The organism is Pelomonas dachongensis (assembly GCF_043555865.1).
GTDB classification, from domain to species: Bacteria; Pseudomonadota; Gammaproteobacteria; order Burkholderiales; family Burkholderiaceae_C; genus Pelomonas; species Pelomonas dachongensis.
The window spans coordinates 416,886-434,225 of sequence record NZ_JBIGHY010000002.1; the positions used below are offsets into that span (position 1 = coordinate 416,886).

Genomic DNA, 17,340 nt, shown 5'->3' on the forward strand with positions numbered 1-17,340 from the left:
CCGATGAGCCCGCGCCAACCCACCCACCCCACCTTTGGCTGGGACAACCTCGGCGGCGACCGCGACAGCGGCCTGCCCGCCATCGACGACCTGCCCCACCGGCAACTGCTGACCAGCGGCCGCGCCGCGCTGCTGGCGGCCTGCCGGGCACTGGGCGTGCAGCCGGGCGACACGGTGCTGGCGCCCAGCTATCACTGCCCCACGCTGGTGGCGCCGCTGCGCGAGGCCGGCGCCGACGTGCAGTTCTACCCGTTGGGGCCGGACGGCCTACCGGCGCTGGACGCCATCACGCCCGCGCCGCGCGCGAAGGCCATCGTCGTGGCCCAGCTGTTCGGCCTGCCTCGGTCGCTGGCCGCCGTGCGCGCCTGGTGCGACCGGCTGGGCATCGCGCTGGTGGAGGATTGCGCGCACAGCTTCTTCGGCCAGGCCGGCGAGCGACCCGTGGGCCACTGGGGTGAGCTGGCCACGGCCAGCATCACCAAGTTCTTCCCGGTGCCGGAAGCCGGCTTGCTGGCATCTGCCCGACCGCTGCCAGCGCTGACGCTGCAGCCCGCTGGCGCGAGGCAGCAGGTCAAGGCCTGGGTCAACGCGCTGGAGCGCAGCAGCGAGCACGGCCGGCTGACCGGGCTGAACACCGCGCTGGGCGCACTTTTCCGCGCGAAGAACGGCGCGCCGCGCCCGCCCGCGCACGCCGCGCCGCCGCGCGCGCTCAGTGAGGCCGAGCACCTGGCCACCTGCGACCTGAGCCGCGCCGGGCAGGCGCCCACCGCGCTGGCGCAACGCCTGTTCAAGCTGCCGCGCCAGCGCATCGTCGCGCGCCGCCGCGCGCATTTCGAGGCGCTGTACCAGCGCACGCTGCACCTGCCCGGCGCCCGGCCGCTGCTAGGCGCCCTGCCCGCCCAGGCGGCGCCCTACGTGATGCCGCTGTGGGTGGACGAGCCCGAGTCGGTCTACGCCGCACTGCGCGCCGCCGGCTGCGCGGTGTTCCGCTGGGACCGCGTGTGGCCCGGCGTGCCTCACTTCCACGACGACCACGGCGCACGCTGGCGCACCCATGTGCTGCAGCTGCTGTGCCACCAGGACCTTGACGACGCGATGCTGGCCAGCACCTGCGACGTGCTGACGCAATCCCTGAAGAAATGACATCCACGACAGAACGCCCGGCCTCCAAGCACGCCCGCTCGCTGAGCGGCCTGGCCCCCTTCCTGCGCCCTTACCGCGGCCGCATCGCGCTGGCGCTGCTGGCGCTGGTGTGCGCCGCGCTCGCCACGCTCGCCTTCCCCATCGCACTGCGCGGGCTCATCGACGCCGGTTTCGGCGCCGACAACGCCGGCGAGCGGCTGATGGCACTGCGCGAGCACTTCCTGGCCATGTTTGCCGTGGGAGCGGCGCTGGGCCTGTTCTCGGCCTCGCGCTTCTACATGGTCACCTGGCTGGGGGAGCGCGTCACGGCCGACCTGCGCAACGCCGTCTACACCCACGTGCTGCGACAGAGCCCCGAGTTCTTCGAGACCACGCAGACCGGCGAGGTGCTCAGCCGCATCACCACCGACACCACCGTCGTGCAGACCGTCGTCGGCTCCAGCCTGTCCATGGGCCTGCGCAACTCGGTGATGGGCGTGGGCGCGCTGGTGATGCTGGTCGTCACCAACCCGTATGTGATGGGCCAGGTGCTGGGGCTGCTGGTGCTCATCGTGGCGCCGGCGCTGTACTTCGGCCGGCGCGTTCGCAAGCTGTCGCGCGCCAGCCAGGACCGCGTGGCCGACACCTCGGCCATCGCGTCCGAGGTGCTGAACGCCGTCACCGTGGTGCAGAGCTACACGCAGGAAGGTGCCGAGGCCCGGCGCTTCTCGGCCGCAAGCGAGGCCGCGTTCGACACCGCTCGCAAGCGCACGCGCATCCGCAGCTTCATGGTGGCGTTCATCATCACCGCCGTGTTCGGCGCCATGCTGTGGGGCTTGTATCAAGGCACCCAGGCCGTCATCGCCGGCAAGATCAGCGCCGGCCACCTCGGGCAGACGGTGGTGTACGTGACGCTGCTGGTCAGCAGCGTGGCCGTGCTGGCCGAAGTGTGGGGGGATGTGTTGCGTGCTGCGGGTGCTACCGAGCGGCTCATCGAGCTGATGGAAGCCCGTTCGCCCGTTGCCGACCCGCCGGCGCCCCAGCCTCTGCCCGTAACGACCGGCGGCTCGCGCGTGGAGTTCGACAACCTGCAGTTCCACTACCCCTCCCGCCCGCAGACCTCCGCGATGGACGGCGTTCAGCTCACCATCGAGCCCGGCGAGACCGTGGCGTTGGTGGGGCCCAGCGGCGCTGGCAAGAGCACGCTGTTCCAGCTGCTGCTGCGCTTCTACGACCCGCAGTCCGGCGTCATCCGCCTGAACGGCGTGCCCACGCAGCAGCTCAAACTCGCCGACCTGCGCGCCAACATCGGCCTGGTGCCGCAAGACAGCGTCATCTTCTCGACCACCGCGATGGAGAACATCCGCTACGGCCGGCCGGACGCGACCGACGAAGAAGTGATGGCCGCTGCCAAGGCCGCGTTCGCCGACGACTTCATCCGCGCGCTGCCCGAGGGTTATGCCAGCTTCCTGGGCGAGCGCGGCGTGCGCCTGTCAGGTGGCCAGCGCCAGCGCATCAGCATCGCCCGCGCCATGCTGAAGAACCCGCCTCTGCTCTTGCTGGATGAGGCAACGAGCGCGCTGGACGCGGAGAGCGAGCGCGTGGTTCAGGCAGCGCTGGAAGCCGCCATGCAGCACCGCACGACGCTGGTCATCGCGCACCGGCTGGCGACCATCCAGAAGGCGGACCGCATCGTCGTGCTGGAGGCGGGGCGCATCGTGGATATCGGGCGGCACGACGAGTTGGTGGCGCGGGGGGGGCTGTATGCGAAGTTGGCGGCGATGCAGTTTGGGTTGGAGCAAGAGATAGGGCCCACCTAGAGTAGTACTGAGTTCCAGGTCATCGTCGGCGCGAATTCGACGGTGCATTGGCGCGCCATGGCGATGAACGACGAGGCCTGCGGCTGACGTTTCAGCTAAAGCGCCGGTCGCCCGAATGACACGCGTCACCTGCAGCTCCAGCCGTCACGGGCCACTTCACTCCCCGTTTTTCGCCAGCCGCGCCACTAACTTCATCAGCGTCGGCACGCGCTTGCGCCCATGCATCGCCCGCACCCGCGCCTTGGCCGCGCCGATGTCCACGCCCGCACAGGTAACGGTCATCGGCCTCGCCTCCTCTTCCCGCAGCACCTCGAACTGCGCCGACAGGCCGGGTCGGCCTGTCTTGGCGACGCCGATGACCGGCGTGACGCCGCCGAGCGCCCGGAACAGGTGCTGGCCCAGGCCCGGGGTTTCATCGGCATCCAGATGCACGAAGCCGTCGATGACGATGAGTTCGGGCGCCAGACGGTGCTCGCGCAGCAACTGCATCACGCAGGTCAGCTCGCGCAGGTCAGGCTCCCCGCCGGTGCGCTTTTCGACCTGGGCGATGTGCGTCAGGTAGCTCTTCGTCGCTTCCGGCGAATCCCAGGCTTCGAAGGAGACGGCAGCGACTTGCGCTTGTGCGTCGGCGAGGTGAACGGCGATGGCGAGTTTCATGAGGGATTGTGAGACGCGATCCCCACGTTGATCGCGATCAGCGGCGGCCCCTCACCCCGGCATCAAGGGCACCCCGCCCCGAACATCTCCTCCGCCCACGCCGGATAGTCCACGAACGGGTTCCGGTTGCCCTGCCGCTCGGCGATGCGGCCGTGGCGGCGGATCTCGTCGGCGCTGACGGGGTCGGCGCGGTGCCATGCCACCAGCGTGCAGCGCTTGCCGAACAGGTTGCCGCTGGTGCCCACGGTGTCGGAGATCTCCAGGTTGCCCACGCCGGTGCTGTCGCCGCCCTCGTAGCGGATGGCCATGTAGAACATCATGCGGGCCACGTCGCCTTTCACGGCGGCGCGGGGCTCGAAGCTGTCGGCGTCGGTCAGGTTGCCCGGTGCTTCGCCGATGGCGCTGCCGCCCCAGTCGAAGTCCTTGTTGCCGCGCGTGCTGTTGACGGACACGTCTTCGGGGCGGAGGTGGTGGATGTCGGTGTGCGCCCATTGGCCTTCGTCCGGGAAGCCGTGGCTCTTGGCCCAGACGTGCTCGCGGTTCCAGGCGTTCTGGTCGCTGGAGTTGGCTCCGGCGTTGGCCGTCTTGGCCTGCGAGCGGGCGGTGTAGAGCAGCAGCACGTTGGCGGTGTTGGCGGGGTCTTCGTCGGTGTATTTCAGCGCGTCCCACACGGCCGAGTAGCTCATGCGCACGTGGCCGCGCGCGGCGGCCTCGTTCAACGCGACACGCAGCGCCGTGCCGGTCTTGCCGATGGCCTGCACGTAGTAGGCGTTGAATCCGGGCCAGGTGGCGCCGCCCGCCGGCGGCTGCGAGAACGACGCGGTCAGCGTGACGCCCGAGAAGGCCTTGAAGCCGTACAGGCCGACGTGGTAACTGGTGGCCTGCGGCTGGGCGAAGGTGCAGGTCTCCTCGTTACCGTTGACGAACGGGCGGCAGTCGAAAACGGTCGACGTGGGCTCGGCGCCGGCGCGCACGTAGAGGTCCACCGCGCCGGTGCCGCCGGTGGTGCGCACCGTCAGATTGGTGGCGCCCGCGGGCACGTCGATGCGGTAGCGCAGCCAGGCGCCGGCCGCGGCGCCCTGGCCGGTGACGGGCACGCCGGGCTGCAGCGTCACCGTGGTCGGCGTGCCCCCGCCCCCGCCCGGGGCGGTGTAGTTCCCGACGAGGCTGGCGCCGCTGTAGGCGCTGTAGCCTTGCACGCGCACGTGATAGGTCGCGGCGGTGGGCGTGGCGAAGCTGCAGCTTTCGGCGTTGCTGCCGCTCTCCGATTCGCAGTCGTTGGTGCTGCTGGTGGCCTGCGCGGCGCGGCGCACGTAGAGGTCGGCGTCGCCGGTGCCGCCGCTGAGCGTGAAGCCGAGCTGCGTGGCACCGGCCGGCACCACCAGCGTGTAGTCGCGCGTGCTGCCGGCTGCGCCGGACAGGCCGGTCACGGCCACGCCCTTGGTCAGCGCGGTCTGCGCCTGCGCGGCCGGGGCCGCCGCCAACACGGCCACGGCCGCCAGCGTTTCCATCCAGGACCAACGACGCATCACGCCACCTCGCGGTTTTTACGGAGGCGTCAGACTAGCAATGCGACATGACCGATGGGTGACTGCGCCGCCACAGTCGGGTTTGCCTGAAGCCGAACTGAGCGGGTTTGCGCGGATGCACTGCCCGTGCGCGCATCGCTGGAGCACCTCGTCGCGGGAGTGGGAGCACGGCCCCGCTGACATACTGCCCGCATGCAACGCCGCCCCCTGCTCCAAGCCCTCGCGCTGAGCCCTCTGGCCAGTGCCTTCTCCACCAGCGCCCAGAGGCGCCAGCAAGGCCGCCCGTCCGCCGGCTACGGCCCGCTTCGGCCGGTTGCCGACGAGGCCACGGGCCTGCCGCTGCTGATGCTGCCGGCTGGCTTCCGCTACCGCAGCTTCGGCTGGGCGGGCGAGGCCCTGGCCAACGGCGGCACCGTGCCGGGCGCGGCAGACGGCATGGGCATCGTCAAGCAACAGGGTGAGGTGTTCACGCTGGTGCGCAACCACGAGATCTTCGGCACCGCCGGCGGCTTTGGCCCGGCCGGCAGCCACTACGACGTCGGCTGCGATGGCGGCACCGTGACGCTGCGCTACGACCGCGCGGCGGGCCAGCTGCTGGAGCAGCGCGGCTCGCTGTCCGGCACGTTGGTGAACTGCGCCGGTGGCACCACACCCTGGGGCAGCTGGCTGTCGTGCGAGGAGATCGTCACCCCGGCCGGCCACAGCGGCCAGATGCGCGGCAAGCCGTTCAAGCTGGAAAAGCCGCATGGCTTCGTGTTCGAGGTGCCAGCCGATGGCGTGTCCAATGCGCGGGCGCTCGCGGCGCTGGGCCAATTCAAGCACGAGGCCGCGCTGGTGGATGCTGACGGCACCGTCTACCTGACCGAAGACGCACAGCCGGCCGGTTTCTACCGCCTGCTGCCCGCGAGAAAAGGCGACCTGGCGGCCGGTGGCCGCCTGCAGATGCTGCGTGCCCGCAAGGCGTCGGACCTGCGCACGGGGCTGAAGGCGCGCCAGCAGCTGGATGTCGACTGGGTGGACATCGAGCACCCCGCCGATGGCGTGGGCGACAACGGCCACAACGGCGTGCTGAACCAGGGCCGCGCCCGCGGCGGCAGCCTGTTCACGCGGCTGGAGGGCTTGCATGCCGGGCGGGACGAGATCTTCTTCACCAGCACCGACGGCGGCGATGCGAAGGCGGGCCAGGTGTGGCGCTTCATCCCCAGCCAGCAGCAGCTGGAGCTGTTCGCGGAGTCGCCCGGCGCCAGCGTGTTCGACTACCCGGACAACCTGTGCCTGCATCCGCGCAACGACCTGATCGTCATCTGCGAGGACAGCAAGCAGCCGGTGCAGCGGCTGTACGGCCTGCGCCGCGACGGCGGGCATGACGGCCTGGCCGGCCTGTTCGAGCTGGTGCGCAACAACGTGCAGCTGGCCGGCGGCGAGGTGGAGAAGCTCCCGGCCCTAAAGGGCGATTTCCGCGGCGCCGAATGGGCCGGCACCTGCTTCAGCGCGGACGGAAAGACCTTGTTCGCCAATGTCTACCGGCCGGGGTTCACGGTGGCGATCAGCGGGCCCTTCTAGCGGCAGGGCCGCCGCGCGACCGGCCCGCGATGCGTCACTGCTCCGCTGCTGGCGCTGGTGCGTTGATCGTCACGGCGTGCCGTAGTCCACGAAGACGGCGTGGCCAGGTTCGCGCACCGCCAGCCAGCGCTCCAGGCGCTGCCGCTCAGCGCGCGGGAGCGGCCGGGGCGTCTCGATGCGCAGCATCAGCACGGCCTGCGCCGCGCCAGCCGGCGCCGGCGCTGACGCCGACGCGGCGGGCTGGGCGGCTCGCAGGGGCAGCTCCGCGCCGCTGGCGGCGACGATGCGCGTGGCCTGGGGCAGCTGCGCGCGCACCTCCGCCAGCAGTTGCGCATGCGCGGGTTGTGCCTTTCGCAGCTTGTCGTTGGCGGCTTGCAGCTCCTGCACCCGCTTGCGCAGCTCGTCGGCCTCGCGGCTGATCTGCACCAGCACGTCCTGGCGCAGCTCCTGTTTCAGGCTGGTCACGTTGACCCGCTCCGAGCCCGAGAAGCGCACCGAGACCTGGGTGTTCGCGAAGCCCTGCGCCGCCAGCCGTCCGGCAATGCGCGGCGCGACGCCCTCCTCGCGATGCTCGCCTGACAGCGTGAGCAGGATGGCGCGCTTGTCGGGGTCGATATCGCGATCCAGCAGCAGGAAGCGGTCGTCGCGGGCCAGCTCGTCGACCTCCTGCGTGGCCGCGGCGACAAACCGCTGCACCTGCACGAATCGCCACGTCAGGTAGGCGCTGGGCACGAGGACGCCGAGCACGGTCAAGGTCGTGAACAGGCTGGTGCTCCAGCGCGCGCGTTCGGACACCTGGCCCCGCAGCGGCAGCTTGATGAGCTTGACGAAGACGAAGGTCGAAAAGGCGATGAAGACGCCGTTGATGACGAAAAGGTAGAAAGCGCCGCCTGCCATGCCCCAGTCGCCAAGTGCGATGCCGAAGCCCACGGTACACAGCGGTGGCATCAGCGCGGTGGCGATCGCCACGCCAGGAACGACGTTGGAGATGCTCTTGCGCGTCAACGCCAAAATGCCGGCCGAGCCCCCGAAGAAGGCGATCAGCACGTCCCACAGATTGGGCGTGGTGCGCGCCAACAGCTCGGTGCCGGCCTGGCGCAGCGGGCTGACGGTGAAATAGAGCGTGGAGGTCAACAGGCTGATGACGGCAAAGATCAGCAGGTTGCGCAGCGCCCGGCGGATCAGCCGCATGTCCTGCACCGCCAGCCCGTAGCCCACGCCGACAATGGGGCCCATCAATGGCGAGATCAGCATCGCGCCGATGATGACTGCGGTGCTGTTGACGTTGAGGCCGACCGATGCCACAAGGATGGCGAAGAACAGCACCCACAGGTTGGTGCCGGCCACATCAACGCCGGCGCGGACGTTGGCGTCGATATTGTCTGGATCGTCCAGATCGCGGCGCAGGTTGAACAGGCCGGCAATGCCGACCTGCACGTCGCGCTCGGTGCCCGCGTCGGCGTCGGGGGTGCGGGGGCGCATGGCATCAGGCTCGCTTGCAGGCATCGTGGGTCAACGGCTCCGGGGCTGGGTGAGGAATCTGATGGCAAAGCCACTGCAGGCGGCGGCCCTGCGGGACGGGCGCGCGCGTCAGGGCTTGGCACGACGTGCCCTGGCAGTCAGCGCAGCGCGTAGTCTCGCGGATGATGGGCCAAGCCTGCCGGCGCGGCGGGTCGTCGTCGGGATGGCGGAACCGGCGCAACGCGCATCAAGCAGTGGCGCTGGCCGACGCCGGCCGCGCGCTGGTGCCCCGGCAGGCCCGCGTGCCGGTGGAGTCGTACCACGTGGACTACCGAGCAGGGCGCGCCACCTGCGGCCTGCCCGGCGGCGACACGCTGGACCTGGCCTTCGAGCGGCCGAGGCCGACATTTTCGACACTTTCGATGCCGCCGCGGTGCGCGCGGCCGTCCTCGGCGCGCAGCAGGGCCGGGTGATGTACCCCGATTTCAAGCGGCTGACGCAGCAGGCCGGCTGCGTGGGCTACACGGTCTGGATTGCGGGGAGACACGTCAGCTACCTGGGGCGCCGCGGCGAGATCCATGCGAAGCGCTTCCCCGACTGACGGCGGCCGATCGGCGGTCAGAACTCCGCGCTCAGGCTGACCGCGAACGTGCGGCCGGGCGCGGTGGACAGCTCGATCTGCTGGCGATCACGCGCGTTCGCGGGCTGCAGGCTGCGGGTGCTGGCATAGCTCCAGTAGCGCTTGTCGGCCAGGTTCAGCACGGCAGCGTTCAGGCGCAGGTGCGGGCTGACGCGCCAGTAGCCGGCCACATCGAACCGCGCAAAACCGGGTACGCGGTACAGCACGACGGTCGAATCGGGCAGCTGAGCGCCGGGGTTGTTGCTGAAGGACTGGCGCGCCGTGGCAGTAGCCTGCTTGCCGCGCACAAAGGTGCCGGTCAGGTGCAGGCCCCAGGCGCGCTGTACCGCCTCATAGCCCAGGCCGGCGACGGCCTTGGCAGGCTGCACGGAGTCGAGGTCCACGTCCTTGTCGCCCGCGTAGTACGACTTGGAGCTGCCCTTGCTATAGCCCAGTGCCCAGGTGCTGTACAGGCCCTTCACGGCCGGTGCCCAGGTGCCGTGGTCCAGCCGCAGGCTCAGCTCGGCGCCGTAGATGGTGGCCTCGTCGCGGTTCTCGGCCTGGTACAGGATGGACAGGCTGGGCTGGATATTGACGAACTTCTCGGGGTTGTTGGCGCGCGTGAAGCGGGTGTAGGAGATGAAGTCGTCGTACTGCGTGTAGAACAGCGATCCGGCGAACGTGACGCCCGGCGTGGGCGCGCCCTTGAGGCCGATGTCGAACGCGTTGCTGGTCTCTTCCTTCAGCGCACGGTTGCCCAGCAGCGCGTAGCTGCCGCCGCCGCTGTTCCAGTAGCCGAAGATTTCGCTGTTGCTGGGCGCGCGGCCGCTGCGCTTCCATTGCGCGTAGGCGGTCAGGCTGGGCTGCACGTCGTAAAGCAGCGCCAGGCTGGGGCTCGCGATGGTGGTCGCCGGCGCGTTGCCGTACATCGCCTCCAGCTCCGCCTGCGTGAGGCGCGTGCTGCCGAAGCGGTCGGTGTTGCGGATGCTGGGGTCCACGCGGTCCACGCGCAGACCCGGCACCACGGACAGGCGCTTGCCGCCGACCTGGAAGTCGATCGTGTCCTCGGCGAACACGCCGGTGCGCACGGTCAGCGTGTCGGGGAACGGCTGCCCCACCGCGCCCAGGCCGGTGTCGGTGGTCGTGAACGGATGTTCGTTTTCGGTGCGCGAGTGGTTGAGGCCGAACTTGAGGCCATGGTTGGCGATGCGCTTCTCGGCCAGCGTGGAAAAGCCGATCTGCTGCGTGGTGTTGCGCGAGGCCTCGCGGACCTCGGCGTTGGTGGCCAGCGTGACAGTGTTCGTCACGTCGTCCATGTCGGTCTCTTGCACATAGATGCGCGTGGTGAGCTTGTCGATCCAGCCGCCGGCGCCGGGCGTCCAGGCGTGGCCCAGCGAGACGGTGTCGCGCTTGGTTCTGGCGTCCTGCACCGACCTGCCGGTGATGGCTGTAGCGTTGGTGTCCCAGGCGTCGAAGGCCGAGTCGCTGCGCTTGCGGTACAGGTCGGCGGCCAGTTCCAGCCGGTGCGCCGGGTTCACGCGCAGCACGCCCTTCAGCAGCAGCGCGTCGGAGTACCAGTCTTCCGGGTAGGTGGGGACGGTGTCGCTGTGGTTCTCGGTCTGCTGGCCGTCGCGGCGGGTGTAGCTGAGCAGCAGGCCCAGGTCGCCGCTCTGCGCGGCCAGCGTGGCGCCCTTGCTCCAGGTGCGGTTGGCCTCGCTGTAACCGAGCTTGGCGCCGGCGTAGAACGGCTTGCCGGCGTTGACGAAGTCTTCCGGCGACTTGCTGCGAAAGCTCACCGCTCCGCCGATGCCGCCGGCCGAGCGCTGCGCGTTGGTGGTGCCGGACTGGATGTCCACCGACGCGTACATGTCGGGGTCGATGAAGTCGCGGCCCATGCCGAAGGTGCCGTCCTCGGAGCGTGCGGTCAGCGGTGCGCGGCTGATGGCGTCGGGCATCTCGATGCCGTCCACGTCCAGCCCGACGCGGTTGCCCTCGACGCCGCGGATGTTGTAGTTGGTGGTGCCGCCGCGGTCGTAGCGGCTGGCGCCGCGTGTGGCGCCTGTCGCGGTGCCGGGCGCCTCGACGAGCGGCTGGTAGCGGATGACGTCGGCGATGCCGGTGCCGCCGTTGCGGGCCACCTCCTCTTCAGTCAGCAAGGTACGGCTGCCCGCTTCGGCGCGTTCCGCCGCCGCTTTGACGCGGACGACGGGCAGCGCGTCGGGTTCTGCGGTGGTCTTCTTGTCGGCGGTCTGCGCCTGCGCAGCGGCGCCGGTCACGGCCAGCGCGATCAAGGCCTGGCATGCAGCCTGCGCGATCACTGCGCCGCGGGAGGCATGGGGGGCACGGGAAGCGCGCCCGACGGCGCGCGGAGGGATGTTCTTGTTCATGCGAAACCTGGGGGAGTGGCCCGTTGGCTGGCTTCGCAAGGTTCGCGATGGCTGGCTGGAAAAGTGGTGGCGCGCCCAGGCGGCCTTGGGGCGCCTGGATGCCGAGCAGGATCAGGGCGAAACAAAGCCCTTCTTGCCGGCCTTGCGCTCGTCCTCGGCCAGCTTGATGTCAGCCTCGTCCACCATGCCGTCCGCGTTGCGGTCGTGCAGCTTGAACATTCGCAGGCCCGCGGCCTGGAACTCCTCGAGGTTGATGCTGCCGTTCTTGTCTGCGTCCAGCACACCGAAGCGGACCTTGGCCTGGCGCATCTGGCGCTGTAGTTCTTCCTTGCGTTTGTCGGCGTCGGCGGTCTTGCTGAGGCGCGCCATCAGCCGGCCCTCGAACTCGCCCAGGTACTCGGCCTCGCTGAGCTGGCCGTCCGCGTTGAAGTCGATGCGCACGAACTCGACCTGGCGGCCGAGCGTGAATTCGGCCAGCGAGACCTTGCCGTCGCCGTTCAGGTCCTGCTCGGCGAGGAAGGTGGTGGACGAGTGCGAGGCGGCCACGGCCGGCAGTGCGGCCAGGGTCAGTAAGGTCGCCACGAGTGGGTGCTTCATGCGGGCGGGCTTCATGGCTGGGGCTGGACTTCGAGCGTGAGCGTGGCAGTGTTGCTGAGCCACAGCGCGGGGTTGTCGGGCGACACGCGGCGCACACGCACCTGCAGCAGGTACAGGCCGGCGGACTTGGGGCTGAAGATCACCTCGCCGGCGGCGTTGGTGCTGAAGTCCTGCTCGGCCTGCTTGTCGCGCGCGTAGTTCTGGCCGTCGGCGATGACGGTCACCGTCTCGCCGGCCAGTGGCTGGCGGCGTTCCCGCACGCGCACGGTGACGGTCTCGCCGGCGTAAAGGTCGTAGGGCTTGGTGACCGGATGGATCTCGACCCCCTCGGTGTCGAGGTCCGGCAGCGCGCTGGGCTTGCCGTGCGTGACGTAGACGTCGGCGCGCGTGAGGCTCTGCACCTCGATGGGCTGGTCGCCGGGCAGCACGTCGTCCTTGCGCTCGGCGAAATGCACCTTGCCGCCGCGCAGCACGGCCTTGGCCAGGCGGCCCTTGCGCACGCCGGACGACACCAGGTAGGTGCCGGCGCCGGCGGCCAGCGGCACCTCCAGGTAGCTGGCATCCCTCAGCACGGCGGCCGGCGTCAGCGGCAGCTTCTTGCCATCGGGGCCGATCAGGTGGAAGGCATCGGATTTCATCGCCACGTCGGGGCGCAGGTCGCCCTCGGCGAACGAGGCCTCCACCGTCACGTGCTTGCGCTGCTCCGCGGTCGTGAAGGCATTGGGCTTGAGATAAGGCGAATGGGCGTGGGCGCCTGCGCTGAGCAGCAGCGGGGCGAGCCAGAGGCAGAGTGGGTGGGGCCGGAAGAGGCACATGGTGGTGTTTGAGAAGGGTTGATCGGAAAGCGACGGCGCCAGGGGCATGGCAATGCATCACTATAAATGCGAACGAGTCGCAGTTGCGAATGCTTCTCAATAAATGTGGATGCGCCGGCGAATCAACGCCGAATCGCGGGCGGTGCTCGCCCCTTCGCACCTGCGCCCACCTCCAGTCCTGCGAACGAGGCGACTCGACGGCGGCCGGCTTGCTCACGACGCCGTGCACTTGTCACGAATGCCTCGGCAATGCCCCCATGCCACTGAACGGTCATTCAGAAATTGCTTGCTTTGCCGGCGATCAAAAATAGAATGAACGATCATTCAGTAAAACAAACCTGCTGACAGCTGCAAGATCCCGCCGGGAACGCGTGGCCTGAAGCCGTCAAGACCTCCAAGGTTCGCCATGCCCAAATTCCCCTCCCGCTCCTCGCTCGGCATGCCGGCGTTCACGCTGCTGACCGTCGCGGTCGCCGTTCTCGCCGCATTCACGCTGAGCGCCTGTGGACAGGCCTCGTCGCAAGCGCCGGCCGGCGCCCCGCCCGCCGCCAAGGTCGGCGTCGTCACCCTTCAGCCGCAGCGCGTGGAACTCACTTCTGAGCTGGCCGGCCGCACGGTCGCCTTTCAGAATGCCGAGGTGCGCCCACAGGTGACGGGCATCGTCAAGACGCGCGCCTTCACCGAAGGCAGCGATGTGAAGGCCGGCCAGTTGCTGTACCAGATCGACCCCGCCAGCTACCAGGCCGCACTGGACAGCGCCAAGGCGTCGCTCGCCAAGGCAGACGCCACCGCCAACACCGCCAAGCTGAAGGCCGCCCGCTACGACGAGCTGGCCGGCATCGATGCCGTCAGCAAGCAGCTGCGCGATGACACGCAGGCCGCGCTGAAGCAGGCCCAGGCCGACGTGGCCGCCGCCGCCGCGGCCGTGCGCACCGCACAGATTGACCTGGACCGCACGCGCGTGACCGCGCCCATCGCCGGCCGCATCGGCCGCTCGGCGGTCACGCCGGGCGCGCTGATTACGGCCAACCAGGCCGGCGCGATGGCCACGCTGCAGCAGCTGGACCCGATCTATGTGGACGTGACACAGACCAGCGCCGAGCTGCTGCGCCTGCAGCGCGACCTGGCCGAAGGCCGGTTGCAACGCGACGCCGCCGGGCAGGCGCGCGTGAAGCTGGTGCTTGAAGACGGCACGACCTACGCGCAGGAAGGCAAGCTGCAGTTCAGCGAACTGCAGGTGGACCCGGCCAGCGGCAGCGTGACGCTGCGCGCCCAGTTCCCCAACCCCAAGCGGCAGCTGCTGCCCGGCATGTATGTACGCGCCGTGGTGCAGAGCGGCGTGCAGGCACAGGCGCTGCTGGCGCCACAGGCGGCCGTGTCGCGCGACGCCAAAGGCAATGCGACCGCGATGGTCGTCAAGGATGGCAAGGCCGAGGCCCGTCAGCTGCAGACCGGGGCGGTGATCAATGGCCAGTGGCTGGTGACTTCGGGCCTGACGGCGGGCGACCAGCTCATCGTCGACGGCATGCAGCGCCTGCGCCCGGGTGCGCCGGTACAAGCCGCGGCCCCGGCCGCCTCCGCCGCTTCGGCAGCACGCTGAACGGGAGCCCGACACCATGTCCCGCTTCTTCATCGACCGCCCCATCTTTGCGTGGGTGCTGGCCATCGTCGTCATGCTGGCCGGCGCGCTGTCCATCAACAAGCTGCCGGTCTCGCAATACCCCAGCATCGCGCCACCGCAGGTCTCCATCAACGCCAGCTACCCCGGCGCGTCCGCCAAGACGCTGGAAGACACCGTCACGCAGGTCATCGAGCAAAAGCTCAAGGGCATCGACGGCCTGACCTACATGTCGTCCACGTCGGACTCGCAGGGCAACGCCAGCATCACGCTGACGTTTGCCGCCGGCACCAACCCCGACACCGCCCAGGTGCAGGTGCAAAACAAGCTGGCCGCCGCCACCCCGCTGCTGCCGCAGGAAGTGCAGCGCCAGGGCGTGCAGGTGGTCAAGTCCACCATCAATTTCCTGATGGTGGTGGGCTTCGTGTCGGAGGATGGCAAGTTCAACGGCACCGACCTGTCGGACTACGTCTCCACCAGCGTGCTGGACCCGCTGAGCCGCGTGGAAGGCGTGGGCGAGGTGCAGTTGTTCGGCGCGCAGTACGCGATGCGCATCTGGCTGAACCCCAACCAGCTCAACCAGCACGGCCTGACCCCGGCCGACGTGACCGCCGCCATCCAGGCGCAGAACGCGCAGGTCTCCGCCGGCCAGCTGGGTGCGGCGCCCGCCAATGTCGGCCAGCAGCTCAACGCCACCGTGACGGCACAGAGCCGGCTGCAGACGCCGGAGCAGTTCCGCAACATCGTGCTGCGCACGAGCGCCGATGGCGCGACCGTGCACCTGCGCGACGTGGCCCGCGTGGAGCTGGGCGCCGAGAGCTACGCCACCGTGTCACGCTACAACGGCAAGCCCGCTGCGGGCCTGGCCGTGAAGCTGGCCACCGGTGCCAATGCGCTGTCCACCGCCAAGGCGGTGGAAGCCGAGCTCAAGCGCATGGAGCCCTACATGCCCGCTGGTGTGAAGGCCGTCATTCCCTACGACAGCACGCCCTTCGTCGAGGTTTCCATCCACGAGGTGGTGAAGACGCTGGTCGAGGCCGTGATCCTCGTGTTCCTGGTGATGTATCTGTTCCTGCAGAACTTCCGCGCCACGCTGATCCCGACCATCGCCGTGCCGGTGGTCCTGCTGGGCACTTTCGGCGTCATGGCCGTGGCGGGCTTTTCCATCAACACGCTGACGATGTTCGGCCTGGTGCTGGCCATCGGCCTGCTGGTGGACGACGCCATCGTCGTGGTGGAGAACGTCGAACGCGTGATGACCGAGGAGGGCCTGACGCCCAAAGAGGCCACGCGCAAGTCCATGGGCCAGATCACCGGCGCGCTGGTGGGCATCGCCCTGGTTCTGTCGGCCGTGTTCGTGCCGATGGCCTTCTTCGGCGGCTCCACGGGTGTCATCTACCGCCAGTTCTCCATCACCATCGTGTCGGCGATGGTGCTGTCGGTGTTCGTGGCGCTGGTGCTGACGCCGGCCCTGTGCGCCACGCTGCTGAAGCCGGGCCACGGCCCAGCCACCCGGGGCTTCTTCGGTGCATTCAACCGCCGCTTTGACAGCGCGACCCACGGCTACCAGGGCGTCGTCGCCCGCATGATCCGCCGCTGGGGCCGCCACCTCGTGGTGTACGGCGCACTGGTGCTCGGCATGGCCTGGCTGTTCCTGCGCCTGCCCACGTCCTTCCTGCCGGAAGAAGACCAGGGCATCCTGTTCTCGCAGGTGCAACTGCCCGCCGGCGCCACGCAAGCCCGCACGCTGGACGTGGTGCAGCGCGTGGAAAACCACTTCCTGACGAACGAGAAGGACAACGTCGATTCAGTGTTTGCCGTCACGGGCTTCAGCTTCGCCGGCCGCGGCGAGAACATGGCCATCGGCTTCGTCAAGCTGAAGGACTGGAGCCTGCGCGAGGCCGCCGCGCAGAAGGTGCAGGCCATTGCCGGCCGCGCGATGGGCGCGTTCATGCAGTACCGCGACGCGTCGGTGTTCGCCTTCGCACCGCCGGCCGTGCTGGAACTGGGCAATGCCAGCGGCTTCGACATCTACCTGCAAGACCAGGGCGGCGTGGGCCGCGAGGCGCTGGTGGCTGCACGCAACCAGTTCCTGGGCATGGCCGCGCAAGACCCGACCCTGGTGGCCGTGCGCCCCAACGGCCTGGAGGATGCGCCGCAACTGCGCCTGGACGTGGACACGGCCAAGGCCGGCGCTCTGGGCTTGTCGGTCGCCGACATCAACACCCTGCTGTCCACCGCCTGGGGCGGCGCCTACGTCAACGACTTTATCGACCGCGGCCGCGTGAAGAAGGTCTACCTGCAGTCCGACGCCGCCTACCGCATGCAGCCCGAGGACTTGAACAACTGGCGCGTGCGCAGCGCGTCGGGCCAGATGGTGCCGTTCACGGCCTTCGGCACGGCGCACTGGGAGCTGGGTTCGCCCCGCCTGGAGCGCTACAACGGCCTGCCTGCGCTAGAGGTGCTGGGCCAGCCAGCGCCGGGCAAGAGCTCGGGCGCGGCGATGAAGTCGGTGGAGGCTATCGCGGCCAAGCTGCCGCCCGGCGTGGGCGTGAGCTGGACGGGCATGTCCTACCAGGAACGCATGACCGGCGACCAAGCCCCCATGTTGTACGCCATCTCGCTGCTGGTCGTGTTCCTGTGCCTGGCCGCGCTGTACGAGAGCTGGAGCATCCCGTTCTCGGTGATGCTGGTGGTGCCGCTGGGCGTCATCGGCGCGCTGCTGGCGGCCACCGCGCGCGGTCTGTCCAACGACGTGTATTTCCAGGTCGGCCTGCTGACCACCATCGGCCTGTCGGCGAAGAACGCCATCTTGATCGTCGAGTTCGCCAAGGCCGAGATGGAAGCCGGCAAGGACGCCATCACCGCCACGCTGGATGCCGTGCGCCAACGGCTGCGGCCCATCTTGATGACCTCGCTGGCATTCGCCCTGGGGGTGCTGCCGCTGGCCATCGCCACCGGCGCCGGCTCGGGAAGCCAGAACGCCATCGGCACCGGCGTGCTGGGCGGCATGCTGAGCGCGACCGTGCTGGGCATCTTCTTCGTGCCGGTGTTCTTCATCGCCGTGCAGAAGTGGTTCCCGTACGGCACCAAGAAGACTTCTCCGGCGCCTGCCACGCACGCAGCGCCCCAAGCCCTGGAGGGCCACTGAC

General features: G+C 69.4%; 12 protein-coding genes. 6 read left to right on the plus strand and 6 right to left on the minus strand.

All coding sequences use genetic code 11. The features are described from left to right. Positions 1-3 precede the first annotated feature (3 nt). Entirely contained in the window at positions 4-1,143 is a 1,140-nt protein-coding gene (locus tag ACG02S_RS06500; protein WP_394469626.1) for a DegT/DnrJ/EryC1/StrS family aminotransferase, read from the plus strand. Then, on the plus strand, positions 1,140-2,942 hold the full coding sequence (locus ACG02S_RS06505; protein ID WP_394469627.1) for an ABC transporter transmembrane domain-containing protein: 1,803 nt from the start codon (positions 1,140-1,142) through the stop codon (positions 2,940-2,942). The genes ACG02S_RS06500 and ACG02S_RS06505 overlap by 4 nt, the downstream gene beginning before the upstream one ends. A 156-nt stretch (positions 2,943-3,098) precedes the next feature. On the opposite strand, the gene ACG02S_RS06510 is transcribed toward ACG02S_RS06505, so the two are convergent. After that, complete coding sequence (locus ACG02S_RS06510) at positions 3,099-3,599, minus strand: endonuclease V (RefSeq protein WP_394469628.1); 501 nt, start codon at positions 3,597-3,599, stop codon at positions 3,099-3,101. 62 nt (positions 3,600-3,661) lie between these two features. Then, the gene (locus tag ACG02S_RS06515) at positions 3,662-5,128 is read right to left on the minus strand and encodes an endonuclease (protein WP_394469629.1); all 1,467 of its coding nucleotides are present in this window, start codon (positions 5,126-5,128) and stop codon (positions 3,662-3,664) included. Positions 5,129-5,320: 192 nt separating this feature from the next. Between ACG02S_RS06515 and ACG02S_RS06520 the strand changes: the two genes are divergently transcribed. Next, positions 5,321-6,691, plus strand: coding sequence for an alkaline phosphatase PhoX (locus ACG02S_RS06520; RefSeq protein ID WP_394469630.1), 1,371 nt, complete (start codon positions 5,321-5,323; stop codon positions 6,689-6,691). Positions 6,692-6,760: 69 nt separating this feature from the next. Here the strand turns inward: ACG02S_RS06520 and ACG02S_RS06525 are convergent, their stop codons facing one another. After that, positions 6,761-8,173 carry a DUF389 domain-containing protein gene (locus ACG02S_RS06525; RefSeq protein WP_394469631.1) on the minus strand — a complete coding sequence of 471 codons (1,413 nt, stop codon included), beginning with the start codon at positions 8,171-8,173 and terminating at the stop codon, positions 6,761-6,763. Positions 8,174-8,585: 412 nt separating this feature from the next. On the opposite strand from ACG02S_RS06525, the gene ACG02S_RS06530 reads away from it, so the two are divergent. After that, positions 8,586-8,753 (plus strand): DUF1398 domain-containing protein, encoded by a 168-nt coding sequence (locus ACG02S_RS06530; RefSeq protein WP_394469632.1) that lies wholly within the window; start codon positions 8,586-8,588, stop codon positions 8,751-8,753. Between the two features lie 17 nt (positions 8,754-8,770). Here the strand turns inward: ACG02S_RS06530 and ACG02S_RS06535 are convergent, their stop codons facing one another. The 3 genes from ACG02S_RS06535 to ACG02S_RS06545 form a co-directional block, all read right to left on the minus strand. Beyond that, on the minus strand, positions 8,771-11,158 hold the full coding sequence (locus ACG02S_RS06535; protein WP_394469633.1) for a TonB-dependent hemoglobin/transferrin/lactoferrin family receptor: 2,388 nt from the start codon (positions 11,156-11,158) through the stop codon (positions 8,771-8,773). A 111-nt stretch (positions 11,159-11,269) separates the two neighbouring features. Further along, positions 11,270-11,755 (minus strand): CREC-EF hand family protein, encoded by a 486-nt coding sequence (locus ACG02S_RS06540; protein ID WP_394469634.1) that lies wholly within the window; start codon positions 11,753-11,755, stop codon positions 11,270-11,272. 11 nt (positions 11,756-11,766) lie between these two features. Then, complete coding sequence (locus ACG02S_RS06545; protein WP_394469635.1) at positions 11,767-12,570, minus strand: DUF4198 domain-containing protein; 804 nt, start codon at positions 12,568-12,570, stop codon at positions 11,767-11,769. 406 nt (positions 12,571-12,976) lie between these two features. On the opposite strand from ACG02S_RS06545, the gene ACG02S_RS06550 reads away from it, so the two are divergent. Both ACG02S_RS06550 and ACG02S_RS06555 read left to right on the plus strand, forming a co-directional pair. Further along, entirely contained in the window at positions 12,977-14,170 is a 1,194-nt protein-coding gene (locus ACG02S_RS06550; RefSeq protein WP_394469636.1) for an efflux RND transporter periplasmic adaptor subunit, read from the plus strand. Between the two features lie 16 nt (positions 14,171-14,186). Beyond that, complete coding sequence (locus ACG02S_RS06555; protein WP_394469637.1) at positions 14,187-17,339, plus strand: efflux RND transporter permease subunit; 3,153 nt, start codon at positions 14,187-14,189, stop codon at positions 17,337-17,339. The last annotated feature ends 1 nt before the right edge of the window (position 17,340 follow it).